Source organism: Streptosporangium heterodermiicola (assembly GCF_051390675.1).
Taxonomy (GTDB): Bacteria; Actinomycetota; Actinomycetes; order Streptosporangiales; family Streptosporangiaceae; genus Streptosporangium.
Genome location: NZ_JBPJSR010000035.1, coordinates 34,472 through 60,068, shown reverse-complemented (window position 1 = coordinate 60,068; position 25,597 = coordinate 34,472). Strand labels below are relative to the sequence as shown.

The following is a 25,597-nucleotide window of genomic DNA, read 5'->3' as shown; positions in this document are numbered from 1 at the left end:
GGGGTAGTTGCGGAACTGTTCGTGCGCGCACGCCCGCCGGGCCCGGCACGTCGGTCGGCGGTCGTCGCCATCGGGATCGGAGCCGGTCGCGGCCGGCCGAGGACGAGCGATCGCCGCGTCACGAGGAAGAGCTCGACGGCTCTGTCCCGGTCGGCCTTCGGTGCGGCGGAACGCCACCGGGGGACGCGGAGCGGTATATGTCATCGCCGTTTAACATCGGACCGCTCGCGGTCATCCTGACAGGATCTGACACCCAAACGCAACATTTAAGAGACAGACCGAAAAAAGACGGTAGTTCTTTTCGAGAAAACATACAGCTCAGATGGGTTAATGGACCGATCCATGAAGGCGAGGCGTCATTTGCCGTTCACGCGTCGACTCCGAATCATCGGATGTATTTCTGTCGCATCGAGCTGAACGGGCGAGTGGCCGGTGCTGACCGCCTCGGTGCCACCCCGGTGCCGCCCGCACTGTGAGGGGGCGTTCTCCCGTGGGGACCATGTGGCGCGATCCAAGGGAAGATCCACAGGAAGATCAACGGGAAGATCCACAGGAGACAACCGGATCTTCCGCCCGTCGTGATCATCGTGCCTGATCAGAGACGTACCCCCTGTGTGGGTTCACCCCCTTGCGAAGAGTAAGGTAACCCTGCCCTAATTCAGGTAAGGCTTTCCAGTTATGGAGTGACGGTGTTCGCCAGCTATCTCATCGGATTGCGCGAAGGCCTGGAGGCCACGCTCGTCGTCTCCGTGCTCGTCGCGCTCCTCGTCAAGAGCGACCGGCGCGACCGGCTGCCCCTCGTGTGGGCCGGGGTCGGCGCCGCCCTCGTGCTGTCGGTCGCGTTCGGCGCGCTGCTCACGTTCACCGTCGCCCACCTGGAGTACCGGCAGCAGGAGCTGTTCGAGGCGATCACCTCGCTGCTCGCCACCGCGTTCGTCACCTGGATGATCTTCTGGATGCGCCGCGCCTCCCGTACCCTCTCCGGCGAGCTGCGCGCCAGGCTGAGCGAGGCGCTGGAGGTCGGCGCGACCGCGGTGGTCGTGATGGCCTTCCTCGCCGTGGCGCGCGAGGGCCTGGAGACCGCGCTGCTGTTCTTCGCCTCCGTGCAGGGAGCCACCACCACCGCCGTACCGCTGATCGGGATCAGCCTGGGCCTGCTCACCGCGGTCGCGCTGGGCTGGGCCATCTACCGCAGCGCGATGCGGATCAACCTGTCCAGGTTCTTCACCTGGACGGGCCTGCTGCTGATCCTGGTCGCCGCCGGCATCTTCAAGTACGGCGTGCACGACCTGCAGGAGGCCGGCGTCCTGCCGGGCCTGTCCACCTACGCCTTCGACATCAGCGGCGTCATGCCCGCCGACTCCTGGTACGGCGCCCTGCTGGCCGGGCTGTTCAACATCACCCCGCAGCCGAGCGTGCTGGAGACGGTGGCGTGGGTCGCCTACGCGGTGCCGACGCTCGTCCTCTTCCTGAGGCCGCGTGGCGGCCGCCCGGTCTCCTCGCCCACCGACTCCCCGGCCCCTTCGACGTCTCCGGCCTCCCCGGCGTCCTCGACGTCTCCGGCGTCCTCCGCGTCCCAGAATCCCCCGAGCTCCCCGAACCCCCCGAGCTCCCCGAGCTCCCCGACTCCCTCGACCGACCCGCAGCCCGCGGGCTGAAACCGCTTGAACAGGACGACCATGCGTACTTCCCTTGCCATCGCCGCGGGCGCTCTCGCGCTCGCCGGACTCACCGGCGTCACCGCCTGCTCCGCCGAGCCCACCGCTTCCACCACGGGTGCAGGGGCGTCCGCCGCCCCCGCCAAGGGCGGCCCCGTCGCGGTGGCCGCCACCGACACCGAGTGCAAGGTCGCCGTCACCGAGGTGGCCGCGGGCACCTCGACGTTCTCGATCACCAACGGCGGCAGCAAGGTGACCGAGTTCTACGTCTACGCCGCCGGTGACCGGGTGATGGGCGAGGTGGAGAACATCGTGCCCGGCCTCACCCGCGAGGTGATCGTGGAGCTGCCGGCCGGCAGCTACGAGACCGCCTGCAAGCCCGGCATGGTCGGCAAGGGCGTCCGCGGCCCGCTCAAGGTCACCGGCGAGCACAAGCCGCTCAGCGACGACGCCCAGCTCTCCGCCGCGACCGCCGGCTACAAGCGCTACATCAAGTCGCAGAGCGACACGCTGCTGACCAAGACGCAGGAGTTCGTCGACGCGGTCAAGGCCGAGGACATCGGCAAGGCCAAGGAGCTCTTCCCCGTCTCCCGTACCTACTGGGAGCGGATCGAGCCGGTCGCGGAGATCTTCGGCGACCTCGACCCGGCCATCGACGCCCGCGAGAACGACGTGGCGGAGGGCGAGGAGTGGACCGGCTTCCACAAGATCGAGAAGGACCTCTGGGTCGCCGAGGACGTCAGCAAGGACGGGCCGGTCGCCGACAAGCTGATGGCCGACATCAAGACCATCGTGGAGCAGTCCAACGCGGCCGAGCTGTCGCCCGTGCTGCTCGCCAACGGCGCCAAGGGCCTGCTCGACGAGGTCGCCTCCGGCAAGATCACCGGCGAGGAGGACCGCTACTCGCACACCGACCTGTGGGACTTCGACGCCAACCTGCAGGGGTCGAAGGCCGCGGTGCAGGCACTCCGCCCCGTCCTTGAGGAGCGCGCCCCCGAGCTGGTGAAGACGCTGGACGAGAAGTTCGCCGGAGCCGAGGCCGCGCTCGGCGCCCACCAGAAGGGCGACGGCTGGAAGCTGCACACCGAACTGTCCAAGGACGACCTCAAGAAGCTGTCGGACGCGATCAACGCGCTCGCCGAGCCGATCAGCAAGATCGCCGCAGTGGTGGCCAAGTAACGAGTGGTACGCCGTAGGAGAGGGGTTCGATGAGCGAGCGGATCAGCCGCAGGAAGCTGTTCGGGATGGGTGCCGCGGGTGCCGCGGGCGTGGCGGTCGCCGGCGCGGGCGCCGTCGCGGTGCGCGGGTCGGGCGGCGAGCCCGCCCCCGCCTCCGCCCGGTTCGCCTCCGCCTCCGACCCCGTCCCCTTCTACGGCGAGCACCAGGCGGGCATCGTCACCCCGGTGCAGGACCGGCTGCACTTCGTCTCCTTCGACGTGACGACGGAGAAGAAGGCGGAGCTGGCCGAGCTGCTGCAGGAGTGGACCGCCGCCGCGGCCAGGATGACGCGGGGCCAGGAGGCGGGCGCGTTCGGCGCGGTCGGCGGCCAGCCCGAGGCGCCGCCCGACGACACCGGCGAGGCCCTCGGCCTGCCCGCCTCCGGGCTCACGCTCACCGTCGGCTTCGGCGGATCGCTGTTCGACGACCGGTTCGGGCTCGCCTCCCGCAGGCCGGCCGCGCTGGCCGACCTGCCACACCTGCCCGGTGACGCGCTGCTGCCGGAGATCTCCGGCGGCGACCTGTGCGTGCAGGCGTGCGCGCACGACCCGCAGGTGGCGGTGCACGCCATCCGCAACCTGGCGCGCATCGGCTTCGGCCGGGTCTCGGTGCGCTGGTCCCAGCTCGGCTTCGGCCGTACGTCGTCGACCTCGCGCGCGCAGGCGACACCGCGCAACCTGATGGGCTTCAAGGACGGCACCGCCAACCTCAAGCTGGAGGACGTGGCGCTGCTGAGGGAGCAGCTCTGGGTGGGACCCGGCGACGGCGCCGGCTGGATGACCGGGGGCAGCTACCTGGTGACCCGCAAGATCCGCATGCTGGTCGAGACGTGGGACCGGGCACCGCTGGCCGAGCAGGAACAGATCTTCGGCCGGAACAAGGGCGAGGGGGCCCCGCTGGGCGGGAAGGCCGAGTTCGACGTGATCGACTTCGACGCCAAGGGCCCCGACGGCGAAACCCTGATCAAGGACGACGCGCACGTACGGCTGGCGCACCCCTCCCACAACGGCGGCGCGCGCCTGCTGCGCCGCGGCTACAACTACGTGGACGGCTCCGACGGGCTGGGCCGCCTGGACGCCGGGCTGTTCTTCATCGCCTACCAGCGCGACCCCCATCGGCAGTTCGTCGCCGTGCAGCGGTCCCTGGCGGGGAAGGACTCCCTCAACGAGTACATCAAGCACGTCTCCAGCGGCCTGTTCGCCTGCCCGCCGGGCGTGCGCGACGCGGGCGACTACTGGGGCCGCGCCCTGTTCTCCTGAGTCCTCCCGAGTCCTCCCGGCTCCCGCGTCGCCGAGACGGGGGCCGCCCGGCCGGCAGGCGGTCCGGGGTTCCGGCGGCGGAGGGGGCTCACCGGGCCTTCCGTCCGCCGGTCCGGTGCCGCAGGGCGTACAGGAGGCCCGAGGCGGCGAAGAACAGGAGGGTCACCAGCAGCCATCGCCCGAGGTAGGGGGCGGTGCTCAGTCCCGTCGCCTCCCGGTAGTTGTGCTCCGAGGCGCGCAGGACGAGGGGAAACCAGACGAGCAGCAGCAGGCCGGACAGCCCGGCCGGCACGCGCACGTAGTTGACCGGCGGCGGCCACCGGCCGGTGGACGGTGCCCGGGGCGGGCGTGCCGGGGGCGCCGACCGTGACTGGACGGCGGTGTCGGCGAGGGAGTAGAGCGGGAACAGCACCAGGTCGTGGATGATCACGGCACCGACGAACCACAGCAGGAATCCCACCCAGATCCCGGCCGCGATCACCCGGGTGGCGGCGTAGCCGGCCACCGCCAGACAGACGGCCAGGGCGAGCAGGTGTCCCGGTCCGGCGCCGTACCCGGTCCTCCACGTCCTCCACGTCGTCCACCGGTGCGGCGCACCCTCGCGGCGGGTCACGAGAACGACCGGAAGTCGAGTTCGCGTACCCATTTGGTGTTGTGCACGCCGGGGGCGCCCGGCACGATGATCCGGGCCGGGAAGCCGTGGTCCATCGACAGGTCGGCGCCGTTGACCCGCAGCGCCAGCAGCGAGCGCGGGTCGGCCACCTGCCGGGCGCTCAGCGACGCGTGGCTGAACACACCGCCGCGCTGCAGCGACCGGACGAAGACCCCGCTCCCGCCGACGGCCCCGGCGAGGCGGGCCAGGTCGGCCAGCCGCACACCGGTCCACTCCTGCTCGGTGGACCAGCCCTCCACGCAGGCGATCGGCAGTGAGCAGGTGTGCAGCGGCAGTGCCAGCAGGTCCGCGCGCGACAGCCGTGCCGGACGTGGCCCGGTCAGGGTCAGCCGCCAGCCGGGGCCGGTTTCCGCTGCCCTGACACCCACACTGGCCGCGGTCTTGTTCACCGGGAAGTCGTTCGGGCCCGGACCGTACGCGCGGCCGTGCGGGGCGAGCAGCGCGGTGCCGCGCAACGGCCCGTCGAGGGTCTGGCCGACGGACAGGCCGAACATCGTCAGCGAGCCACCGCCGACGAAGGCCAGCAGGCCGCGCCGGGACACGGTGGGCGGCGCCGGGGCGACGGGCACCAGCCCGTCGGGATCGGGCGGTTCCGGGTGGGTGTCGCGCAGGCCGGTGCGCAGCTCCCGGCGGAGGTCGCGGGATCGCAGCGCGGTGATCGCCCGGGGCAGCTTGAGGACGACGTGCGCCACGAGCGCGGCCAGGAAGAGCCAGGCGCCGTACAGGTGGGCCGGATAGAAGGAGAACGGGAAGACGTAGAACAGCTGTATGTTCAGGATGCCGGTGGTGAACTGGAAGACCGCGCCGCCGACCAGGAGCACCAGGCTGGCCCGCTCCAGCAGCTGGGCGGGGGAGCGGGCGGGTGGCCAGGCGAACAGTTTGGGGATCACCGACCACAGCTTGGCCAGCAACACCGGCACCAGGGTGAGCCCGAGGATGACGTGGACCCCCTGGGTGAGCCGGTACAACCAGGCCGGATGGGTCGGCCAGTCGAAGAGGTAGAAGCCGAGCAATCCCTTCTCCGGCGTGATGTCGTTGCCGGGCAGCCGCGGATCGTAGGCGGCGTAGGAGACCAGGCCCGTCAGGGCCACGATCGAAATCCCCGCCAGCAGCACCAGGCCGAACACCGACGTCAGCCAGGGGCCACGCAGCGGGCTGCGCCAGAACTCCGGGCGGAACGGGCCCGGCGGCCGCCCGTCCCCTCGCGGCCACGCCCTCGCCCTGCCCTTCGCGGGGCCACCTCCGGCGGGGCCACCTTCGGCGGGGCCGCGCCCGCGGGATGCGTCCGACACTGATCACCCCCGAAGCCGGTGCCGGCATGAGACGACCACTCTGTCGGCCCGCCGAGGGTCCTTACCGGAAAAGGCCGCCTCCAAAGCCCGGCCTCTTCCCGTTTTTGGCCAGGTCCGCGTCGGCTCCTTTCCGATCGTCGAGCGGAGAGCGGACGAACGTGGCCGGAGGCGGTGGCTACAGCGAGTTCGACCACCGGCTCACCGGCTCACCGGCTACGTCGAGGAGGAGAACGCCGGCGACAAGCCGATCGCCTCCGGCGGCAGGTATCTCGTGGACGTGCTCGGCGAGCGGGCGGTCGACTTCGTCGAACGCTCCCGCGAGCACGCCCCGGGCGAACCGTTCTTCCCGCAGGCAGGTCAGGCCGACTGCCGGAGCGCCTCACACGTCGGCTGACGGTACTACCCGGGCACGCGTCGGCACGGTTTCGACGATCTCGTGACCGGCCGGGCCCGATCCACCGGGCCCGGCCTGCCGCCCGCCCGGCGGCTACGGCCGGGCGGTCCGGAAGTAGTGGCCCTCCTCCAGGTCCTCGATCAGGCCCGGCCGGGTCGGCCGCCAGCCCAGCAGTGCCCGGGTCCGCTCGTCGGAGGCGGGGCTGTCGGCGTCGAGGAACCCCGCCAGCCAGGCGAAGTGCCCGGCCGCGTCGCCGGTGGGGACGGAGCGGGTCCGCAGGCCGAGGTGGCGGCCGATGACCTCGGCGATCGAGCGGATCGGCACGCCCCGGTCGGCGGCCGCGTGCAGGACCGATCCGGCCGGTGCGCCCTCCAGGGCGAGCCGGAACAGGTGTGCGGCGTCGACACGGTGCGCGGCCGGCCAGCGTTGGGAGCCGTCGCCGATGTAGCCGGAGACGCCCTTGTCGCGGGCGATGCCGACGAGAGCCGCCATGAACCCGGGGTCGCCCTCGCCGTGCACGGTCGGCGGGAGCCGTACGACGGACGAGCGGATGTCCCGGTCGGCGAGGGCGAGGGTCAGACGCGCGGTGTCCATCCGGGTCCGCGGGCCGCCGGTCAGATGTGCGGGCAACGCGTCGGACGTGCGGCCGTCCTCCTCGGTGCTCACGCGGCCCGGGGCGAGTCCGAGCAGCCCGGAGGCGAGCACGAACGGCCGGGCGGAACCGGCGAGCGCCTCCCCGAACGTCTCGACGGCACGGTGGTCCGCGTCGGAGGCGCTTTGGAAGTCTCCCGCGAAGGCGATCTCGTGCTTGAACGCGAGATGAACCACCCCGTCCGACGCGGCGGCCGCGTCGCGCAGGACGCCGAGGTCGTCGAGCGTGCCGTGGACAACCTCGGCCCCGGCCTTGGTGAGGGCGGCGGACGAGGCGTCCGAGCGGGCGAGCCCGACGACCTGGTGACCCGCGTCGATGAGTTCGGGCACGAGTGCGGAGCCGATCCATCCGGATGCCCCGGTGACGAAAACGCGCATGAGCGAGCCTCCAGCGTAGGCCGGTCGTCCTCGCGCGGAGGACGCGCCGGACGGCCGAGCGATGTCAGTCACTGTCATCACACGGTAGCACCTGATGTCAGTCACTGTCATCAGGTACGATGCCGGGCATGGGGAGATGGGAGCCGAACGCGCGCGGCCGGCTCGAAGAGGCGGCACTGGATCTCTACTTCGAACGCGGCTTCGAACGGACCTCGGTGGCGGAGATCGCCGAACGGGCGGGACTGACGGAACGGACGTTCTTCCGGCACTACGCGGACAAGCGCGAAGTGCTGTTCGCGGGGTCGGGCGCGTTGCATGAGCTTCTCGTGGGCGTGGTCGCCCGCGCTCCCGAGCCCGCCACCCCGATGGAGACCGTGGTGGCGGCCCTCCAGGCCGCCGCGACCGTGCTGCAGGAACGCCAGGAGCACGCCCACCGGCGCCATGCCGTCATCGCCGCCAACGCCGAGCTGCAGGAACGCGAGCTGATCAAACTCGCCTCGCTGTCGGCCGCACTCGCCGAGGCGTTGCGGCGGCGCGGTGTCGACGACGCCTCCGCGAGCCTTGCCGCGGAGGCGGGCATCGCCGTTTTCAAGATCGCGTTCCAGCGCTGGATCGAGCAGGCCGGGCGGGCCGAACAGGAAGGGCGGATCGAGCAGGCCGGGCGGAAGGACTTCTCCCGGTTCATCGGAGAGTCGTTCGCGGTGCTCAAGGCGGTGACCACGGACGCCTGACTCAGGATCGGTGACCGCGGGCGCCTGACGTGCGATCGATGGCCGCGGGCACCTGACTCACGATCGGTGACCGCGGGCGCCTGACGTGCGATCGATGGCCGCGGGCACCTGACTCACGATTGGTGACCGCGGGCGCCTGACGTGCGCGGGATCCGGTCGATCGGGCAGGCGTGGGTGCGCCGTCAGCGAAGGCTCGCGAACCATCGTCCCGCCTCCCGCCAGTGCTCGGTCACCGGGAAGCCGCCGGCCAGCGCCAGGCGCGCGATGTCGGTCACCGAGACCCGGGCCCAGCCGAACCAGCCGCCGACCGTCTCCCCGCTGCGCAGCCGTACCCTGTCCACCCGGCTGGCCGTGCCCGGTCCCTCCACCTCGGCGAGGACCTCGCCGCCCGGCCGGACCAGCTGCCTGACCCTGCGTACCAGGGCGGCGGGGTCGCCGCCGATGCCGATGTTGCCGTCGGCGAGCAGCACGGTCGCCCACCGGCCGCTGCTCGGGATCCGGTCGAAGACGTCGCGGCAGAGGGCGAGGCCTCCGGCACGACGGGTCAGGTGAACGGCGTGGGGGGTGATGTCGATGCCCAGTGCGGGAACACCTCTGCGTGTCAGCGCGACGGTGAGCCGTCCGGGCCCGGAGCCGACGTCCAGCGTGGGGCCGGCGCAGCGGGCCAGCATGGCCTCGTCGCCGTCGATCGGTTCGAACCAGCGACCCGGCTCCAGCGGCTCCACGGTCCCGTCGACGTACTCGATCTCGGTGGCCGTACCGGTCAGGGACTCCGCGTAGAGTTCACCGATCATCGGGAGACTCCCGCCCCGATGACCGCCAGGGCCTCGGCGAAGCGGGATCCGGGTGCCCGCGCCGCGACATGGAAGGCGTCGGAGGCGATGTCGACGTCGTCCAGCTCCGGCATGTGGGCCACGTCCAGCCCGGCCTCGCGCAGGCGCCGCAGCTGGGTCGCGCCGGTGGTGGGCCGCGACATCGCCACGCCGAGCAGCAGGGACGGGTCGGGGCGGCACAGCCCGAGCAGCCAGAAGCCTCCGTCGGTCGCCGGTCCGTACACCGCGTCGTGAGCGGCCAGCAGGGTGACAGCGGTGTCCAGCAGTTCCGGAGTGACCTGGGGGGTGTCCATGCCGATCAGGACCACGGGCAGCCGGTGCAGCCGGTGGGCGTCGTGGAAGGCGGCGGCCAGGCGCTCGTCAAGGCCGTCGCCACGCTGGGGGATCACGGTGAAGCCGTCCGGGAGCCAGGCCCCGGGGAGCCCTTCGAGCGCGAGCACCCGCCGCCGGACCCGCGTCGCGGCCACCGCGTGCAACGTGTCCCACAGGGAGGCCGCCGCCAGGTGGGCGGCCTGGGCGGGGGTGAACGGCGGGGTCAGCCGGGTCTTCACCCGCCCGGCCACCGGCTCCTTGGCGATGACCACGATCTGCGCGGCGCTCATGTCCTCTCCCTCGTGACGCGGCGCACGTCCTTCCACGTGACGCGGCTCACCTTGTCTCCCTCGCGACGCGGCGCACGTCCTTCCCCGTGACGTGGCTCATGTCGTCTCTCTCGTGACGCGGCGCACGTCCTCTCCCATGACGCGGCGCATGTCGGCGATCGCCCGGAGGGTGCCGCGCACGGTGCCGGTCACCTTGGAGCGTCCCACCCGTGGCAGGTAGTCGACCTCGGTCTCGGTGATCCGCCAGCCGGCCGAGGCGGCGCGCAGCACCATCTCCAGGGGGTAGCCGAACCGGCGGTCGGCCAGTCCCAGCCCGACCAGCCCGGCACGGTCGCAGGCGCGCATCGGGCCCAGGTCGCGCAGCGGGGCGCCGGTGCGGCGCCGCAGGCGCGCGGCCAGCACGGCGTTGGCGACCCGGGCGTGCGCGGGCCCGGCGTGCGGCATCCGGCGGCCGAGTACCAGGTCACTCTCGCCCGCCAGGACCGGACCGGCCACCCGTGGCAGCTGGCCGGGGTCGAGCGAGGCGTCGGCGTCCATGAAGCAGACGACCTCGGTGGTCGAGGCCAGCAACCCGGCGTGGCAGGCGGCGCCGAACCCGCGCCGTGGCTCGCTCACCACCGGCGCGCCGTACTCGGCGGCGACGGCGGCCGAGCCGTCGGTGGAGCCGTTGTCGACCACGATCGGGCGATAACCGTGCGGCATCCGGCCGAGAACCCAGGAGAGCGCGGCCTCCTCGTTCAGACATGGCAGCACCACGTCGATCTTCATGGCTTCGAGGGTAGGGCAGGAAGCGGCGATCACCTCGTACAAAGCGATGGCGCATGTCCAGCAAACGGCCAGCTCAGCCCTACCTTTGGTAGGGGAGTCCACGCCCCGGGGCAGCGGATCGAAGCGGAGAGGAACGCCTTTTGAGTGGTTCCTCGTTGGAGGATCCTGACATGTCGGCGACCGGAGCCACGGTCGTGGCGCGAGGCGTCCACATCGCGGGTTCCCCACGCGATGGGAGAACGGCACGCGCGCTCTGGATCTGGGCGCTGCTGATCGCCGCGTCCTTCGCGGCGGGCGCGATCCTGCACGCGCTCGGTGCGCTCACCATCGACCACCTGCCTCCGCTGCACGCGCATTTCCGCGCGCCGACCCCCGCGCTGCTGCCCGCCGCCGCGTTCGGGGGCGCCGCCGTCCTGTTCCTGCCCGCCCTCGCGGCGCGGCTGGGCTTCGGGCGTGCCCTGCTGGTGTCCTACGGCTGCGCGCTGGCCTGGACGGTGCTGCTGTCGATCTCCGCCGGCGGACCGGCCGCCCCGCTGACCCACCCGCAGGAGTATCCGGCGGTGCTGCCCACGGTGGGCGACGACCCGCTGAGCTGGCTGGCCTCGTTCACCCGGCACCTGCCGGACTATCCCACCCACGTGCGCGGGCACCCGCCGCTGCCCGTACTGGTGCTCTGGTCGATGGCCGCGCTCGGGCTGTCCGGACCGCTGTGGGCGGCGCTGCTGGTCGTCGCGGTCGGCTGCTCGGCGACCGTGGCGATCGCGCTGACGGTACGGGAACTGGGCGGGGAACGGGCGGCCCGGAGGGCGCTGCCGTACCTGGCGCTCACCCCGGCCTCGGTCTGGATCGCCACCAGCATGGACGCCTTCTTCGCGGGGGTGGGCGCGTGGGGCGTGGCCCTCCTGGCGCTCAGCGGGCGGGGCCGGATCGCGCGAAGGTTCGGCTGGGGGGCCGGCGCAGGGGTGCTGCTCGGCGCGCTGCCGTACCTCAGCTACGGCCTGGTCCCCTACCTGCTCATCCCCGTGGTCGTCGCGGTCGCCGCCCGCGTGCCGCGCGAGGCCGTGCTCGCGGCCCTGGCCGGTGCCGCGGTGGTGACCGCCGCCTTCGCCACCGCGGGCTTCCTGTGGCCCGCCGGGGTGCTGGCCACCCATGCCGAGTGGGCGGCCGATCCGGGCGCCGCCCGGCCCTATCCGTACTTCCTGTTCGCCAACCTGGGCGTGCTGGCCATGCTCACGGGACCGGCCACCGCCGTGGGCCTGGCGCGGCCCGGCCCCGGCGGGGCGCGCGCCGTGGTGGCGGCCGCCCTGGTGGCGGTGCTCGCGCTGGACGTCAGCGGCGTGACCCGGGGTGAGGTGGAACGCATCTGGGTGCCCTACGCGCTGTGGATCGGCCTCGCCGCGAGCCTGGCACCCGGCAGGCGGTGGCTGGCCGCCCAGATCGTGACGGGCCTGCTGCTGCAGGGGCTGGTCCTCTCACCCTGGTGAGCCGTTCCCGCGACATCGGGGGCGTGTCGTCCCAGTACGTCGTCACGGGCGCGTCATCCCAGTGGGGCGGTGGCGAACTCCTTCATTCCCTCCTCGAAGGCGACCTCCGCGGCGAACCCCAGTTCCTCACGGGCACGCTCCGGCGAGGCCACGATATGGCGTACGTCCCCTAGCCGGTACTCGCCGGTGATCACCGGTGCGGGCCCGCCGCGCTGCCCGGCGAGGGTGGCTGCCATCTCGCCCACGGTGTGCGGCTCACCGCTGGCGATGTTGTAGGCGGCGGGCGAGCCCGGCTCCCCGCAGCCCAGCGCGGCCACGTTGGCCCTCGCGACGTCCCGCACGTGGACGAAGTCGCGGCGCTGGCCGCCGTCCTCGAAGACGCGCGGCGCGCGCCCGGCCTCCAGCGCCGACCGGAAGATGGCCGCCACCCCCGCGTACGGCGTGTCGCGTGGCATCCGCGGGCCGTACACGTTGTGATAGCGCAGCGCGACGGCGGTGCCACCGGTTTCACGCGCCCAGTTCGCCGCCAGGTGCTCCTGGGCGAGTTTGGTGGTGGCGTAGGCGTTGCGGGGATCCATCGGCGCGTCCTCGCCGACGGCCGCCGGCACCACCCGGGCGTCGCACCGCGGGCAGCGCGGCTCGAAGGACCCCCGGTCCAGCTCCGGGGCCGCCCGTGGCCCCGGCCGCACCCGGCCGTGGCCGGCGCAGTCGTAGGCGCCCTCCCCGTACACCACCATCGATGACGCCAGCACCAGCCTCGCCACGCCGTGGCGGGCCATCGCGGCCAGCAGCACGGCGGTGCCGTACACGTTCACCGAGGCGTAGTCGGGCAGGTCGGCCACGTCCACGCCGAGCCCGACCTTGGCCGCCTGGTGCACCACGGCGTCCACCCGGCCCAGCGGCTCGTCCAGTGCCGTGCCGTCCCGCACGTCGCCGCCGGTGCGCAGGTCGAAGCCGATCACCTCGTGACCGGCGGCGCCGAGCGCTTCGGACACGTGGCCTCCGATGAACCCGGCCGCGCCGGTGAGCAGTATCTTCACCTGCCGAGGGTACGAGGCGACGCCACCGTCGCAGCGGTCCGGCACGCGGATGTCCGCAGGTCACCGGCCTGGTCCATCGCGGGTCGTCCCGTCGTCGACAGCCTGTCGACGACGGTTCCCCGGCCCGGAGCCGAGGCCGGGTTCCTCAGCCAGGAGTACCCGTGCCGACCGGAGCGCCTTCGGCGCCTCGGTCCACCGCCCGGGCCGATGAGGCGCGAGGCGAGCGGCAGGCGGGGCGCGGCTAGGGTTTGAGCGCGACGCCGCCGGCGCACGCCACCTCGGGAGCGTCGCCCCAGGGGCCGGGCTCCGGCCGCCACCGCTGCACCGGTACGACGCCGGGCTCCAGCAGCGTCAGGCCGTCGAAGTAGCGGGCGATGAGCTCCGGGCTGCGCGGCGTGTAGGCGACCACGCCGCTCCCCGAGTTGTGGCGGCGCATCGCCTCGACGTACGCGGGGTCGGTGTCGGCGCCGTCGTAGAGCGCCAGGTAGCTGCCCGAGGGCAGGTCCCGCATCAACCGGCGCACGATCGAGAGCGCCTCGTCGTGGTCGCCGATCAGGCCCATGATGCCCATCAGCATGAGCGCGGTGGGCTGCCCGAAGTCCAGCGTCTTCGCGGCCTCCCGCAGGATGTGCTCGGGGTCGCGCACGTCCGACTCGATGTAGTCGGTGGCGCCCTCGGGCGTGCTGGTGAGCAGCGCGCGGGCGTGCACGAGCACCAGGGGGTCGTTGTCCACGTAGACGACGCGCGACTCCGGCGCCACCCGCTGGGCGACCTCGTGGGTGTTGTCGACGGTGGGCAGCCCGGTGCCGATGTCCAGGAACTGGCGGATGCCCGCCTCACCGGCCAGGTGGCGCACCACGCGGGCGAGCATGTACCGGGAATGACGGGCGACGTCGACCATGCCGGGGAAGACGGCGGACACCCTCTCACCCGCCTCGCGGTCGACGGCGAAGTTGTCCTTCCCGCCCAGCAGGTAGTTCCAGATGCGCGCCGAGTGCGGCACCTCGGCGTCGATCCGTTCCATCCCGGGCCGCCGCCCGTCCTCTGACGAACGGGATGACGGGTTAGAGACGGTCGGCTCATCGGCCATGTGGGGATCTCCTGCCTTCGGCCTTCGGGTGTCCTTCAGGGAGGTTACGCCCATCCGTGGACCCTGACCCCGAATCATATGATCTTGGTTCCACGGCGTCAGGCCGAAGCCGTCGACGTGCGCACCCTCGCTGAGGCCGACGGCACGTGAACCGTCCCGGGTTCCCGGGGGATCCGACCGGTTGACCCCGAAGAGGCCGGGTTGACTCCGAAGAGGCCGGGAGGGCCCGAACCCGGCGCTCCCTCACCGGTCCTTCTCACCGTCCCTCCTCGCGGCCCCGTCACCGGCCCCTTTCGCCAGGCCCTCTCACCAGGCACTCTCACCGGCCTCTCTCCAGGCACTTCCAGCGGCCCTCTCACCGGTCCCGGGCAACCCGCTCGGCCAGGAAGTCCTCCCAGGTCCGCAGGCCCACGACGGCACCCTCAAGGGACAGGTTCTCGCCGGTCCGGTACGCGCGGCCGGCCCTTCCCGGGATCCGGACCGGCACCATCAACCGGTGCCCGCCGCGCGCCCGCAGGTATCCGCCGCTCAGCTCGGCCATCCCGTACACCTTCGGTCCCGCCAGGGCGGGCACCGGGCCGGACGGCTCGCCGAGCGTCAGTTCCACGAGCCGGGCCGCCACCTCGCGCGCGTCGACCGGCTGGAACCGGAGGCCACCCGGGACCGGTATCACCGGCAGTTTCGCCATCCGCCGCACCACGTCCAGGACCAGGTCGTGGAACTGGGCGGCGCGCAGCGTCGTCCACGGCAGGCCGGAACCGGCCACGGCCCGCTCCGCGCCCAGCTTGGACCTGAAATAGCCCAGCGGAACCCGGTCCGCCCCGATGACCGAGATGTACACCAGGTGTCGTACCCCGGCGCGCGACGCTGCCCGCACCAGGTTCCGGGTCGCCTCGTCGTCACCCCTGGGGCCGCCCGCGAGGTGCAGGACGGTCTCCGCCCCGTCCACCGCGGCCTCGACCCCCTCGTCCTTGAGCAGGTCACCGGTCACGTACTCGACGCCGCCCCCGGGTTCGTGGCCGTTCCTGCTGAGCACCCGCACCGTACGGCCGGCGTCTCGCAGGAGCGGTACGACGAGGCGCCCGAGCGTGCCCCGTGCCGCCGGTGAGCAGGATGGCTGACGTCATGATTTCTCCAGGCTCTTCGTTTCGGTCGGAGAACCGGTCCTCCGGTCACATCGGCCGGGTTCCGCGGGTCTTGGTCGAACGGTCCCCGGCCGCGGCGCGGCAGCTCGCGAGCCGCGCCCGCCGCCGGGTACGCGGGCAGGCCCCGGTTCCCGACCCCGATCCCGAACGCCTGAGCCGGCTCGACCTGGCGGTCCTCGACGACTGAGTGCCCCCTGCCAGGGCGGGCGTGCCCGCCGCTACGCGGTCAATGTAACCACTTCGAGGTCGGCAGGCGTCCCCGGCGGGCCTCCCGGGAAACGACCTCACGGCGACACGGACGCGCCGCTCACCCGTGGCGACAGGTCGCCCCACGTTCCCGGCGGATCCATCGCGTCACCACGTGGTGGGTGACCGATCGCGAAGTGGCGCCCGCCCCTTTCACGGAAGCCAGTCCTGAAGTCCGGGGAGATGCCCGAGCTCCGACTCGATACGTCGCCTGTCGCCGGTGGTGAGTTCCAGACCACGTAAATCGGCGCTCCATGGATCGGCGGGCTCGCCGAGGACCATGGCCAGGTCGACGAGGTGGCACAGGGCGATGGCCCGCTCGACCACCGGGGCGTCCGCGCCATGCCTGCGCACCGCCGACTTGAGCGCGCGAAAAGCCTGCAGGTCGTCGTTCTTGAACTCGCGCAGGATCCGGGCGTTGTCGAGCGCCCTGGCCAGGCCCGTCAGCTTTTTCGAGCCGCCGTACTCCAGTTCGGCGGGCTCGTCACGCTGGATGAATATGATCGAGTTCCCGGACGGATCGATCAGCGTGAACCGGGACGCGCCTGGCCGGTAGCGGGTGATCCGCGGCAGGCCCGAACCGAGCACCTTGCCGTGGACCCGCCGCATCGCCGCGACGAACGCCGCATGGTACGGCGCCACGTCGTCGACCATGACCAGGCAGCCTCCCGACTCCTCCCGGGCCGGATCCAGCCCTTCGGGCGCCGGGCCGAAGTCCAGCTGGAACCCGCTCCACCGCAGTGCCAGGTAGACATAGGGCCTGCTCTGCTTGTACGTCGCCCGGAACCCCAGCGTCTCGTAGAACGCCAAGGTCTCCTCCACAGAGGCGCACGGCATCAACGGCACCGTCGTCTCGTTCGGCCGAACCGCGATCTCACCCACGTCATTCCACCTTTCGGGTCGTCCGGCGATGCTCGCACCCCGCGGTGAACCTCGCATATGGATCGTTCCACTGCGGATCGGGAACGGGCGGGGGTGGACACGGGCCCGCCGGAGGGTGGATCGAGGTCGCTCACACCGTCTCTCCGGCCCCGGCGAGGTCATGTCGAGGGAGCGGGCGGGATACCCTGCCTGCGGTGTCTCGAACCACGTGACCGGAGGAGTCGATGCTGGGATGACGGCAGGGCGACCGATGCCCACACAGGACGACGTGCTCGGATACTTCGACACGCTGTCGAACTGGGGACGGTGGGGCGACGACGACGAACGCGGCACTCTGAACCACATCACCGACGACGTCCGGCTGGCGGCGGCGCGGGCCGTGCGCCACGGCAGGAGCGTGTCGTGCGCGTGGGAGGTCGCCGTACCGGAGGACATGGAGCGGTCGACGACGACGTGCCCGTGCGCCGCCGACATGCCGGGCGCCGAGAACATGCCGGCACCGGGGTTCCACAACGACCGGCGCTGGGGCTTCTCGTCCGAGCGGCTCGGCGTCACGTTCCACGGCAACACCCTCACCCACGTCGACTCGCCGTGCCACATCTTCTGGGACGGCACGATGTACAACGGGCGGCCGCACTCGCTGGTCGACGCCGCGACGGGATCGGCGTGGGCGTCCGTCACGGCGGCGGCGAACGGGATCGTCACGCGTGGTGTCCTGCTGGACGTCGCGAGCGTGCGGGACGTGCCGTGGCTGGAACCGGGGCAGGGTGTGTTTCCCGAAGACCTGGAGGAGGCCGAGCGTCGCCAGGGGGTGCGGGTGCGATCCGGCGACGCGGTACTCCTGCGGACCGGCCACGGCCGCGTCCGGCACGAGGGCGGTGCGGCCGGCGGTTTCGCGCAGGCCGGGTGGCACGCGTCCTGCCTGCCGTGGCTGCGCGAACGGGAGGTCGCGCTGATCGGCGCCGACACCCCCCAGGACGTTCAGCCCTCGGGGTACGAAGACGTGTTGATGCCGGTTCACGCCGTGAGCCTCGTCGCGATGGGTCTGTGGCTGCTCGACAACTGCGACCTGGAGGCGTGCGCGACGACGGCCGCCGAGCTCGGCCAGTGGGACTTCCACCTCGCGGTCGCGCCGGTCCGCTTCGCCGGTACGTCCGGCAGCCCGGTCAACCCGATCGCCACCTTCTGACCGCGGTTCGCGAGGAGGCGCGACACCGTGAAGGACCCGGCCCGCACCCGGAACGCGGTCGTGACCGGTGAGAACACGCCGTGCCGGCCGGGAACCAGACGGTATGAGCGCCTCAGGGCGAGGTGTCGCGGTGCTCTCGGGACGAGACCGGCCCGCCTCAGCGCGGGCCCCCGCCGACCTGCGACTCCGGGCGGACCGGCCGAATACGCCCGCGCGGTGACCGAAGGCAGCCGCGTCTGGAGGACCCCCGAGGACATCGACCACTTCGTGGCACTGCGGCTGGAGCATCGGCGCACCATGCCGGAGCGCCGATCTCCGCTGAAGATCTGGACGGTGCTCCCCGAGGCCTGCTACGTCAGGAAGTCGGCGGACGGGCTTGCATGCGCGCCCAGCCCGAACACCTGACACACCTCGCCCGCACCAACCCCGCCGTCACGATCCAGGTCCTGCCGTTCTCCGCCGGAGCCCACGCGGGAATGGACGGCCCCTTCACGCTCATGTCGTTTCCCACGGGCCGCGACCTCGTGTGCATCGAGTCCCCGCGTGCCTCCCTGCACCTGAACGAACCCGAGGCCGTCGAGCTCTACCGCACCACCAGCGACCTGTTGAAGTCCGACGCCCTGCCACCGAAGGCGTCGATATCGCCTCTCACCACGATCGCCAAGGACCTCTCATGAACAAGAACACTCTTGATCCCGACTGGATCAAAGCCCAACTCCGCGACGCCCGCTGGCGCACCGGCAGTCTCAGCGGCGGCGGCACCAACTGCGTCCAGATGGCCTTCCTGGAACGGGGCATCGTGGCCCAGCGCGACTCCAAGAATCCCGAGAAGGCTCCGCACCTGTTCACCGGCGCCGAGTACGACGCCTTCACCGGCGGCATCGAACGTGGCGAGCTCCGACGCCCCTGAGCTTGCAAGAACGCCGAGTTGAGAGTGATGGTGGCGACGAAGGCGGCCCAGATGCTCTCGGGGATATGAAAACCGGCCAGTGGTTGTCGCCCGCCACGGCAGGGGTGCCGGTACGGCATGCGGCGAAATAGCGATTCTCGTGGGTGACGATGGTGATGTGGTGGCGCTCTCATGTATCGCCTCCCATGGCGGCTGCGGCTGCCAGGATGTTGACGTAGTCACGCAGATGGGCGATCTGCCCGTTGCGTACGGTGAGCACAACGATGTTGGGAAGCGCGAACTCGCCGGTGGACGCGCTGGTCCCAAGAGCTTCCTGCTCGACGATGATCGTTTCCGGATCGTTGGTGTCATGGATGGCAAGAGTGCGGTAACGCTCGAACTTCAGCGGGTAGCTTTTCCATCCTGTGGCTATCCAGTTCACGATTTCGTCCCGGCCCTCAAGCCGGGACGGCAGACCCGGGCGTGTGAACGGGAACTCGTGGACCGCGTCGACCGCGTGCACGCGGCTCATGTCATCGACGGACTGGCTGATAGCGGCTTGGCGGAAACGCTCCAGAACCTCACGCGCGCCGGCTTTTTGCTCTTGATCTGACAGTGCCATGAGGGCGGCCCTCCCTGCTTCGGGTGAGTCATGCCAGTAAAGTGAGGCATGGTCCGGTTAGATGAAAACGGTAGCGGACTGTGTCCCCGTTTAGCAAAGGTGTGGTGATTGCGCTGGCAGGCCAAGGTTCGCGATCGCATGCCGGGCGTCCGATGCGTGCAGACGCCCGACGTAACCACGGGCAGTTGGTCGAGCAGGCGCGAATCGCGTTCGCCGAGTTCGGCGTGGACGCCTCCTTGGATGAGATCGCTCGGCAGGCAGGGCTGGCCAGCGGAACGCTGTATCGGCATTTCCCTACTCGGCTGGATCTCATAGAGGCGGTGCTCGCCGAGCAGATAGCGGAATTGGTCGGCCTTGGTCGCGAGCTGCTGACGGTCGAGGACGAATTCGACGCGTTGTCCACCTGGCTGCGTGCTGCGCTCACGCATGCCTTGACCTATCGAGGTCTGTCGGCCGCGGTGATGAACTCGGCGCTCGACCGCGGGAATGGGCTGGTATCGACCTGGCATGCGGAGTTGTTCGAGGTGGGGGCCGCGTTGCTGGCGCGGGCGCGGCAAGCAGGCGTCGTCATCGCCGATGCGGACGAAGTGGATGTGCTGAAGATGGTCGGCGCTATCGCCTGGGCCGCCCAGGACACCCCGGACAGCTCAGCTCAAGCCGACCGCCTGCTCGCCCTCCTCATGAGCGGACTGCATCACGGCGGCGTCCAGCGATGACCAGGCCGGCGATTTCGGCGCGCCGCAGTCCGGTGCCGAGCATGGTGAGTGGTCGGCGTTCCCGGGCGGCGTCAAGGGCGGCGAGTTCGACATCTGAGACCCGCCGATTCTGTTCGGTGGTCGCCTGAGGTGAGAGTCCCCGTCATGGTGGGGACTCTCACCTGCGCCGTGAGCGGCGTCACCGTCTGGCAGCCTCGGGCTCAGGCGTTCGCCATGGTGTCCCGCGCTCCGGCGAGGTTCTCCTTCCGGTCCTCCCGGTCGGCGTTCTTTCCCAGGTAGGTGCGCAGGTGCCGGGCGGTGAGGGAGTCTCCTGCCGAGACGAGGTCGGCCGGGGTGCCGGTGAAGACGATCCGGCCGCCGTCGTGTCCGGCTCCGGGGCCGAGGTCGACGATCCAGTCGGCGTGGGCCATCACGGCCTGGTGGTGCTCGATGACGACGACCGTGTTGCCGTCGTCGACGATCCGGTCGAGCAGGGCGAGCAGCTGGTCCACGTCGGCCAGGTGCAGGCCGGTGGTCGGCTCGTCCAGCACGTACGTCGTGGCCTTCTCCGCCATCCGGATGGCCAGCTTGAGCCGCTGCCGCTCACCCCCGGACAGGGTGGTGAGCGGCTGGCCGAGGCCGAGGTAGCCGAGGCCCACATCGGAGAGCCGGTCGAGGACGGCCCGCGCCGCGCCGAAGCTCACCTTCGAGGCCCCCGCGCCCGAAGGACCCGAAGGACCCGTACCGGGGGCGAAGAAGTCGCGGGCCTCGGTCACCGACATGCCGAGCACCTCGCTGATGTCCTTGCCGCGCAGCTTGTGGGTGAGCACCTCGGGCGTGAACCGCCTGCCCTCGCACTGCTCGCACACCGACGCGACCCCGGCCATCATGGCGAGGTCGGTGTAGACGAGGCCGATGCCCTTGCAGTTGGGGCAGGCGCCCTCGGAGTTCGCGCTGAACAGGGCCGCCTTGACCCCGTTGGTCTTCGCGAAGGCGGTGCGGATCGGGTCGAGCAGCCCGGTGTAGGTGGCCGGGTTGCTGCGGCGGGACCCGCGGATCGCGGTCTGGTCGACCACGGCGACCCCCTCCCTGCGGGGAAGCGAGCCGTGGATCAGCGAGCTCTTGCCGGACCCGGCGACGCCGGTGACGACGGTGAGCACGCCCAGCGGGATGTCGACGCTCACGTCCTTGAGGTTGTGCAGGGTGGCGCCGGTGATCGACAGCTGCCCGCGCGGCGTCCGTACCTTCTCGCGCAGGCGGGCCCGGTGGTCCAGGTGGCGGCCCGTCAGGGAGTCCGAGCGCCGGAGCGCGGCCACGTCACCGGTGAAGCACACCCGCCCGCCGGACGAGCCCGCCCCCGGGCCCAGGTCGATCACGTGGTCGGCGATCTCGATCGTCTCCGGCTTGTGCTCGACGACCAGGACCGTGTTGCCCTTGTCGCGCAGGAGCAGCAGCAGGTTGTTCATCCGCTCGATGTCGTGCGGGTGCAGCCCCACCGTGGGCTCGTCGAAGACGTAGGTGACGTCGGTCAGGCTGGAGCCGAGGTGGCGGACCATCTTCACCCGCTGGGCCTCGCCCCCGGACAGCGTGGACGACTCGCGGTCCAGGCTCAGGTAGCCCAGGCCGATCTCGACCAGCGACTCCAGCGTGCCGCGCAGGGTGGCGACCAACGGCCCCACCGACGCGTCCTCGATGCCCCGGACGAACCCGGCCAGGTCGCTGATCTGCATGGCCGCGCAGTCGGCGATGTTGCGGCCGTCGATCTTCGAGCCCAGCGCGGCGGGGTTGAGCCTGCTGCCGCCGCACGCGTGACAGCTCGTGAACGTCACGGCCCGGTCCACGAACGCCCGGATGTGGGGCTGCATCGACTCCCGGTCCTTGGCGAGATAGAGCCGCCGTACCTTGACCAGGAGCCCCTCGTAGGTGGTGTTCATCGTGCCGATTTTGATTTTGGTGGCGGGTTTGTGGAGGAAGTCCTCCCACTGGGCCGGGGTGTAGTCCCTCAGCTTCGTGTCGGGGTCGAAGAACCCGGAGTTGGCCAGGCCCTGCCAGTACCACGAGTCCACGGTGAAGTTGGGGGCGGTGATCGCGCCCTCGTTGAGCGAGAGGTCGACGTCGACGAGCTGGGAGACGTCGACGTCCGACACCCGGCCTAGCCCCTCGCACTCCGGGCACATGCCCTCGGCGCTGTTGAAGCTGAAGGCGCTGGAGGTGCCGACGTGGGGGGTTCCGATCCGGCTGAAGACGATCCGCAGCATCGTCTGCGCGTCGGTCGCCGTGCCGACCGTGGAGCGGGAGTTGGCGCCCATCCGCTCCTGGTCGACGACGATCGCCGCGCTCAGGTTGCGCAGGGCGTCGACGTCGGGACGTCCCTGGCTCTGCATGAACGACTGGATGAAGGCCGTGTAGGTCTCGTTGATCAGGCGCTGCGACTCGGCCGCGATGGTGCCGAAGACGAGGGAGGACTTCCCGGAGCCGGAGACCCCGGTGAAGACGGTGAGCCGCCGCTTGGGAATGTCCAGCGAGATGTCGGCCAGGTTGTTCTCCCTGGCGCCGCGGACCTCGATCACGTCGTGGCTGTCCGCGGCGGCCCGGCCGTGTCGCGGGCCGCGAGCGCGAGCCGGGGTGGCGGGTGGGAACACGAACCTTCTCACTTGATATCCTTAGGCTGTAAAGAGTTGGCCCGGCCAAGTTAGTTTATGCCGTAAGGAGTTGCAAGTGGTCGTCTTCGCCGGACAGGGCGACGCGCGCCGTTCGATGGCGCTGCTGTGGCGTACCACGAGGTCGAACGACACACGCCCCGGGCCCAAGCCCGGCCTGAGCGTGGATCTGATCGTGGACACGGCCGTCGCCATCGCCGACGCGGAGGGGATGGCCGCGCTCTCCATGCGCGCGGTGGGCGAGCGGCTCGGGCGCACGGCGATGGCCCTCTACACCTACGTCCCCAGCAAGAGCGAGCTGGTCGACCTGATGTACGACCGGGCCCTCGCCGAGCTCTCCACCCGCCACGACCTGGCCGGTGGCTGGCGGGCGGCGGTGACCGCCTGGGCGCAGGAGACGTGGGAGTTCTACGTACGGCATCCGTGGGTGCTGCAGGTGTCGCAGGCGCGTCCCGTGCTGGGTCCCAACGAGTACGTCATGATCGAGGAGGCGCTGCGGATCCTCCGCGAGACCGGGCTGGGGGCCGGGAAGCTGCGGTACGTCGTCGGGACGCTGTTCTACTTCGTGCGCGGGGCGGCGCAGACGGTCGCCGAGTCGCGGCAGGCCCCGGTGGAGACCGGGGTGTCGGACGAGGAATGGTGGTACGCCCGCTCGGCCCTGCTGACGGAGGTCGCGCCCGACTTCCGCGAGCGGTTCCCGACACTGACCTGGCTCGACGACGAGGGCGCCTACCGGTCCCAGGACGAGACCCTCCCCTACCTGGAACAGGAGGGCAGGGACACCTTCGCCGCCGGGCTCGCCATCCTCCTGGACGGGATCGAGGCGACGGTGAGCAGGGCCGGGGCCTGAGGGGTCCCGATGGCCCGCTCCGGCGTACGGGAGGCGCCACCGGATCCGTTCACGCCGGGGGTGAGGCGGACGACCGGCGTCTCCAGAGCGCGCGCCGTATCAGATACCCGGGGCCGAGCAGGAAGAAGAGGGCGAACGCGCCGAAGAACAGCAGGCCGACGGGGTCGAAGTAGCCCGGTCTGTGCACCTTTAACTCGTGACCCGCGTCCAGGGCTCGTACCCGATCCCCCACGGACAGTTCGTGCGCCTCGTAACCGTAGATCCAGACCTCCCGCGAGTCCGACAGGCCGTCGTCGGGCAGGTAGGAACCCGACCAGTGGCAGGGGCCACGGCCCTGGCACTTCAGCTCCTCGGCGGTGAAGGCGCCCATGGCGCCCTCGCGTTTGGCGGCACGTATCTCCAGCAGCGTGCCGTCGAAGGTCGTCAAACCGAACAACGTCGCCATCAGCAGCGCCGCCGGCAGCGCCATCACGATCAGGATCACAAGGCAGCCCGTGCCGCAGCCGTTCCGCTCCTCCATGCCGCAGGCTCCCGTCCGCGCCGGTGATGAGGACCCCCGGTTCGAGAACGGGTGGGAGGGGTCCCCGGGTTCCGTTTCGTTCTGGCGTCGGCCCCCGGGTTCCATCCCGCCGGGCGCCGGGTGCTGGGCGTTTCGGCGGTGGACGGCCCGCGCGCCGGGCCCGGCCTCGACGTGAGCAGCGCCTAACCGGACCGTCGTGGGGCAGGAACACCTCATGAAAAAGTTTTTCAAGGTCGTGGTGGCACGCTGGCTGGCCCGCACGCCGTTCGGGCTGGCGATCCTGGGGGTGGGCTGGTTCCTGGGGCGGCGGCGCAGGCAGCGTGAGCAGGAGCAGACCGGGCGCGGTGGGCGGGGATACGTGACGCGGGGAAGCGGACGCCCGCCCCGCTCCGGCAGGCGCTGAGATCCCGGTCCCCCGAGACGGGCGGCCGTCCGAGATGGGCGGCCCGTCCGAGGCGGGGACGGGGCGACGGAGCCGCGCCGACGCGGGCGGGAACGGGGAGAGCGGGGCGACGGAACCCCGCCGGGTCCGCGCCCTGCCGACGCGCCCGGGGTGGTCGCCCGCCGGGTTCGGCTACTCAGGGAGTGACTGAGTAGGTGGACGCTGTCGCGCCGCTCATCCGGGGCGCATCATCGGGACATGAGGGAAACGACGCACAGGGTGGCCGGCCGGGGGGCTCTGGTCGGCAGGGGAGCTCTCGTCGGCCTGGGGGTCGGTCTCGTCGTCGCCGCCATCTGGGTGGACTCCGCGCTCAAGGGCCACGGGCTCGACACGATCCTCCACTCCTTCGCGATGATCCTGGTCCCCTTCCCCCTGGGCGCCGTACTGGCCAAACTGGCCCGGCTGCCGCGCTGGGGGGCCGTGACGCCCGCCGGTCCGGTCGCCGGGGGGTTCCTGGCGCCGGCCCTGCTGGTGTTCGTCCCCGACCCGCGCGTCCACGGTTTCCCCGAGCCGCTGCTCGGCGGGGTCTACGTGCTCGCCGGAGTGGCCGGCTACGCCGCCGTGACCTGGGTGATCAGCACGGACGGCGTCCTGTGGCCGCGGATCGCCGTCGCCGGGCTGCTCGTCGCGTTCCCGCTGGTCTCCGCCCAGCTGCGGGACCCGGTCGGCGACTGGTACCGGACGCGCGGATTCGAACGGCTCGGCGTCCCGCTGCTCGCCCCCGAGGTCCCCGGCCACCGGCTCTCCCGAGTGGAGATCTTTACCGGCTCCACCGGTGTCACCGGTTTTGCCGACGAGGACGGGGACGGGCCGTCGATCCGGCTCGCGTACCGGCGCGGGCGCATGGACGCGCCGAACGGGAACTGGTCGGAGATCACGGTGTTCGTCCGACCCGGCTCCGCCGCCACCCCCGCCGCGGCGTGCGCCTCGCCGTACCCCTCCGGAGTCTGGGGGAGCGAGGGCGAGCCGTGCCGGGCCGTCGCGGGTGACCGCTGGGTCCGCCGCGCCCCCGCGACGATGGTCGGGGTGTTCGCCCGGCAGGGGGACGCCCTGATCCAGATCGAGAGCGTCCAGGCGAGCGAGGCGGAACTGCTCGCTCTCCTGCCGACCATGCGGCCGGTCTCCGCGGCGTTCCTCGCCGGAGTCTGAGCCGGTCCGCGCCGGAGTTCGAGCCGGTCCGTTCCGGGTTTCCTCGCCGGAGTCCGCGTCGGTCTCGGGCGGGCTTCTCGCCGAGCTCCGAGCCGGCCGGTCACCCCCTGTTTGTTTCGGGTACGCGTCTCGGATACGCGTCACGTCATCGTCGGCCGGAGCGACTGGCCGGAGCGACGGCCGGCCGGTCATTCCGGTCGGCCGTGAGTCTTTTTATACTTTGTGCGACATATGGGA

General features: G+C 71.4%; 28 protein-coding genes. 15 read left to right on the top strand and 13 right to left on the bottom strand.

Annotation, left to right across the window (positions count from 1 at the left end):
- The first annotated feature begins 689 nt into the window (after window positions 1-689).
- The 3 genes from efeU to efeB are packed head-to-tail and all read left to right on the top strand — an operon-like array spanning window position 690 to window position 4,135.
- On the top strand, window positions 690-1,658 hold the full coding sequence (gene efeU, locus ACSC1Q_RS40225) for an iron uptake transporter permease EfeU (RefSeq protein ID WP_436764001.1): 969 nt from the start codon (window positions 690-692) through the stop codon (window positions 1,656-1,658).
- A 21-nt stretch (window positions 1,659-1,679) separates the two neighbouring features.
- Complete coding sequence (gene efeO / locus ACSC1Q_RS40220) at window positions 1,680-2,837, top strand: iron uptake system protein EfeO (RefSeq protein WP_436764000.1); 1,158 nt, start codon at window positions 1,680-1,682, stop codon at window positions 2,835-2,837.
- Between the two features lie 29 nt (window positions 2,838-2,866).
- Window positions 2,867-4,135, top strand: coding sequence for an iron uptake transporter deferrochelatase/peroxidase subunit (gene efeB / locus ACSC1Q_RS40215; RefSeq protein WP_436763999.1), 1,269 nt, complete (start codon window positions 2,867-2,869; stop codon window positions 4,133-4,135).
- 88 nt (window positions 4,136-4,223) lie between these two features.
- Here the strand turns inward: efeB and ACSC1Q_RS40210 are convergent, their stop codons facing one another.
- Together ACSC1Q_RS40210 and ACSC1Q_RS40205 are read right to left on the bottom strand one after the other, a co-directional pair.
- On the bottom strand, window positions 4,224-4,748 hold the full coding sequence (locus ACSC1Q_RS40210) for a hypothetical protein (protein WP_436763998.1): 525 nt from the start codon (window positions 4,746-4,748) through the stop codon (window positions 4,224-4,226).
- Entirely contained in the window at window positions 4,745-6,100 is a 1,356-nt protein-coding gene (locus ACSC1Q_RS40205; protein WP_436763997.1) for a molybdopterin-dependent oxidoreductase, read from the bottom strand. The genes ACSC1Q_RS40210 and ACSC1Q_RS40205 overlap by 4 nt, the downstream gene beginning before the upstream one ends.
- A 271-nt stretch (window positions 6,101-6,371) precedes the next feature.
- Between ACSC1Q_RS40205 and ACSC1Q_RS40200 the strand changes: the two genes are divergently transcribed.
- Complete coding sequence (locus ACSC1Q_RS40200) at window positions 6,372-6,494, top strand: hypothetical protein (RefSeq protein WP_436763996.1); 123 nt, start codon at window positions 6,372-6,374, stop codon at window positions 6,492-6,494.
- A gap of 93 nt (window positions 6,495-6,587) precedes the next feature.
- Here ACSC1Q_RS40200 and ACSC1Q_RS40195 read toward each other — a convergent pair whose 3' ends face one another.
- On the bottom strand, window positions 6,588-7,523 hold the full coding sequence (locus tag ACSC1Q_RS40195) for an SDR family oxidoreductase (RefSeq protein WP_436763995.1): 936 nt from the start codon (window positions 7,521-7,523) through the stop codon (window positions 6,588-6,590).
- 128 nt (window positions 7,524-7,651) lie between these two features.
- Between ACSC1Q_RS40195 and ACSC1Q_RS40190 the strand changes: the two genes are divergently transcribed.
- Entirely contained in the window at window positions 7,652-8,254 is a 603-nt protein-coding gene (locus ACSC1Q_RS40190) for a TetR family transcriptional regulator (protein WP_436763994.1), read from the top strand.
- A 182-nt stretch (window positions 8,255-8,436) separates the two neighbouring features.
- On the opposite strand, the gene ACSC1Q_RS40185 is transcribed toward ACSC1Q_RS40190, so the two are convergent.
- The 3 genes from ACSC1Q_RS40185 to ACSC1Q_RS40175 all read right to left on the bottom strand — a co-directional run bounded on the left by ACSC1Q_RS40185 (window position 8,437) and on the right by ACSC1Q_RS40175 (window position 10,457).
- A complete protein-coding gene (locus ACSC1Q_RS40185; protein WP_436763993.1) occupies window positions 8,437-9,048 on the bottom strand; it encodes a class I SAM-dependent methyltransferase in 612 nt (203 codons plus the stop codon).
- On the bottom strand, window positions 9,045-9,689 hold the full coding sequence (locus ACSC1Q_RS40180) for a TIGR04282 family arsenosugar biosynthesis glycosyltransferase (RefSeq protein WP_436763992.1): 645 nt from the start codon (window positions 9,687-9,689) through the stop codon (window positions 9,045-9,047). The genes ACSC1Q_RS40185 and ACSC1Q_RS40180 overlap by 4 nt, the downstream gene beginning before the upstream one ends.
- A 96-nt stretch (window positions 9,690-9,785) precedes the next feature.
- Window positions 9,786-10,457: a glycosyltransferase family 2 protein gene (locus ACSC1Q_RS40175; protein ID WP_436763991.1), complete on the bottom strand. Its 672-nt coding sequence runs from the start codon at window positions 10,455-10,457 to the stop codon at window positions 9,786-9,788.
- 170 nt (window positions 10,458-10,627) lie between these two features.
- Between ACSC1Q_RS40175 and ACSC1Q_RS40170 the strand changes: the two genes are divergently transcribed.
- On the top strand, window positions 10,628-11,941 hold the full coding sequence (locus ACSC1Q_RS40170; RefSeq protein WP_436763990.1) for a hypothetical protein: 1,314 nt from the start codon (window positions 10,628-10,630) through the stop codon (window positions 11,939-11,941).
- Window positions 11,942-11,994: 53 nt separating this feature from the next.
- On the opposite strand, the gene ACSC1Q_RS40165 is transcribed toward ACSC1Q_RS40170, so the two are convergent.
- The 3 genes from ACSC1Q_RS40165 to ACSC1Q_RS40155 all read right to left on the bottom strand — a co-directional run bounded on the left by ACSC1Q_RS40165 (window position 11,995) and on the right by ACSC1Q_RS40155 (window position 15,113).
- Window positions 11,995-12,981, bottom strand: a complete 987-nt coding sequence (locus tag ACSC1Q_RS40165; protein WP_436763989.1) for an NAD-dependent epimerase/dehydratase family protein — start codon at window positions 12,979-12,981, stop codon at window positions 11,995-11,997.
- 241 nt (window positions 12,982-13,222) lie between these two features.
- Window positions 13,223-14,005, bottom strand: a complete 783-nt coding sequence (locus tag ACSC1Q_RS40160; RefSeq protein ID WP_436763988.1) for an SAM-dependent methyltransferase — start codon at window positions 14,003-14,005, stop codon at window positions 13,223-13,225.
- Between the two features lie 421 nt (window positions 14,006-14,426).
- A complete protein-coding gene (locus ACSC1Q_RS40155; RefSeq protein WP_436763987.1) occupies window positions 14,427-15,113 on the bottom strand; it encodes an SDR family oxidoreductase in 687 nt (228 codons plus the stop codon).
- 155 nt (window positions 15,114-15,268) lie between these two features.
- On the opposite strand from ACSC1Q_RS40155, the gene ACSC1Q_RS40150 reads away from it, so the two are divergent.
- Entirely contained in the window at window positions 15,269-15,403 is a 135-nt protein-coding gene (locus ACSC1Q_RS40150) for a hypothetical protein (RefSeq protein WP_436763986.1), read from the top strand.
- A 212-nt stretch (window positions 15,404-15,615) separates the two neighbouring features.
- On the opposite strand, the gene ACSC1Q_RS40145 is transcribed toward ACSC1Q_RS40150, so the two are convergent.
- Entirely contained in the window at window positions 15,616-16,344 is a 729-nt protein-coding gene (locus ACSC1Q_RS40145; RefSeq protein WP_436763985.1) for a DUF8817 family protein, read from the bottom strand.
- A 250-nt stretch (window positions 16,345-16,594) separates the two neighbouring features.
- On the opposite strand from ACSC1Q_RS40145, the gene ACSC1Q_RS40140 reads away from it, so the two are divergent.
- From ACSC1Q_RS40140 to ACSC1Q_RS40125, 4 genes are all read left to right on the top strand, one after another.
- Entirely contained in the window at window positions 16,595-17,533 is a 939-nt protein-coding gene (locus ACSC1Q_RS40140) for a cyclase family protein (RefSeq protein ID WP_436763984.1), read from the top strand.
- A gap of 216 nt (window positions 17,534-17,749) precedes the next feature.
- Window positions 17,750-17,938 (top strand): hypothetical protein, encoded by a 189-nt coding sequence (locus ACSC1Q_RS40135; protein WP_436763983.1) that lies wholly within the window; start codon window positions 17,750-17,752, stop codon window positions 17,936-17,938.
- On the top strand, window positions 17,914-18,210 hold the full coding sequence (locus ACSC1Q_RS40130) for a Scr1 family TA system antitoxin-like transcriptional regulator (RefSeq protein ID WP_436763982.1): 297 nt from the start codon (window positions 17,914-17,916) through the stop codon (window positions 18,208-18,210). The genes ACSC1Q_RS40135 and ACSC1Q_RS40130 overlap by 25 nt, the downstream gene beginning before the upstream one ends.
- Complete coding sequence (locus ACSC1Q_RS40125; RefSeq protein WP_436763981.1) at window positions 18,207-18,443, top strand: DUF397 domain-containing protein; 237 nt, start codon at window positions 18,207-18,209, stop codon at window positions 18,441-18,443. The genes ACSC1Q_RS40130 and ACSC1Q_RS40125 overlap by 4 nt, the downstream gene beginning before the upstream one ends.
- Before the next feature lie 169 nt (window positions 18,444-18,612).
- On the opposite strand, the gene ACSC1Q_RS40120 is transcribed toward ACSC1Q_RS40125, so the two are convergent.
- Window positions 18,613-19,044, bottom strand: coding sequence for a nuclear transport factor 2 family protein (locus ACSC1Q_RS40120; protein ID WP_436763980.1), 432 nt, complete (start codon window positions 19,042-19,044; stop codon window positions 18,613-18,615).
- A 185-nt stretch (window positions 19,045-19,229) separates the two neighbouring features.
- Between ACSC1Q_RS40120 and ACSC1Q_RS40115 the strand changes: the two genes are divergently transcribed.
- A complete protein-coding gene (locus ACSC1Q_RS40115; RefSeq protein WP_436763979.1) occupies window positions 19,230-19,760 on the top strand; it encodes a TetR/AcrR family transcriptional regulator in 531 nt (176 codons plus the stop codon).
- Between the two features lie 200 nt (window positions 19,761-19,960).
- On the opposite strand, the gene ACSC1Q_RS40110 is transcribed toward ACSC1Q_RS40115, so the two are convergent.
- Window positions 19,961-22,381, bottom strand: coding sequence for an ATP-binding cassette domain-containing protein (locus ACSC1Q_RS40110; protein ID WP_436764002.1), 2,421 nt, complete (start codon window positions 22,379-22,381; stop codon window positions 19,961-19,963).
- A gap of 76 nt (window positions 22,382-22,457) precedes the next feature.
- Here ACSC1Q_RS40110 and ACSC1Q_RS40105 point away from each other — a divergent pair, with 76 nt between their 5' ends.
- Window positions 22,458-23,249, top strand: coding sequence for a TetR/AcrR family transcriptional regulator (locus ACSC1Q_RS40105; protein ID WP_436763978.1), 792 nt, complete (start codon window positions 22,458-22,460; stop codon window positions 23,247-23,249).
- 49 nt (window positions 23,250-23,298) lie between these two features.
- Here ACSC1Q_RS40105 and ACSC1Q_RS40100 read toward each other — a convergent pair whose 3' ends face one another.
- Window positions 23,299-23,769, bottom strand: a complete 471-nt coding sequence (locus ACSC1Q_RS40100) for a hypothetical protein (RefSeq protein WP_436763977.1) — start codon at window positions 23,767-23,769, stop codon at window positions 23,299-23,301.
- A gap of 214 nt (window positions 23,770-23,983) precedes the next feature.
- Between ACSC1Q_RS40100 and ACSC1Q_RS40095 the strand changes: the two genes are divergently transcribed.
- Together ACSC1Q_RS40095 and ACSC1Q_RS40090 are read left to right on the top strand one after the other, a co-directional pair.
- Window positions 23,984-24,172, top strand: a complete 189-nt coding sequence (locus ACSC1Q_RS40095) for a DUF6203 family protein (protein WP_436763976.1) — start codon at window positions 23,984-23,986, stop codon at window positions 24,170-24,172.
- Window positions 24,173-24,409: 237 nt separating this feature from the next.
- Window positions 24,410-25,360: a hypothetical protein gene (locus ACSC1Q_RS40090; RefSeq protein ID WP_436763975.1), complete on the top strand. Its 951-nt coding sequence runs from the start codon at window positions 24,410-24,412 to the stop codon at window positions 25,358-25,360.
- Window positions 25,361-25,597: the final 237 nt, after the last annotated feature.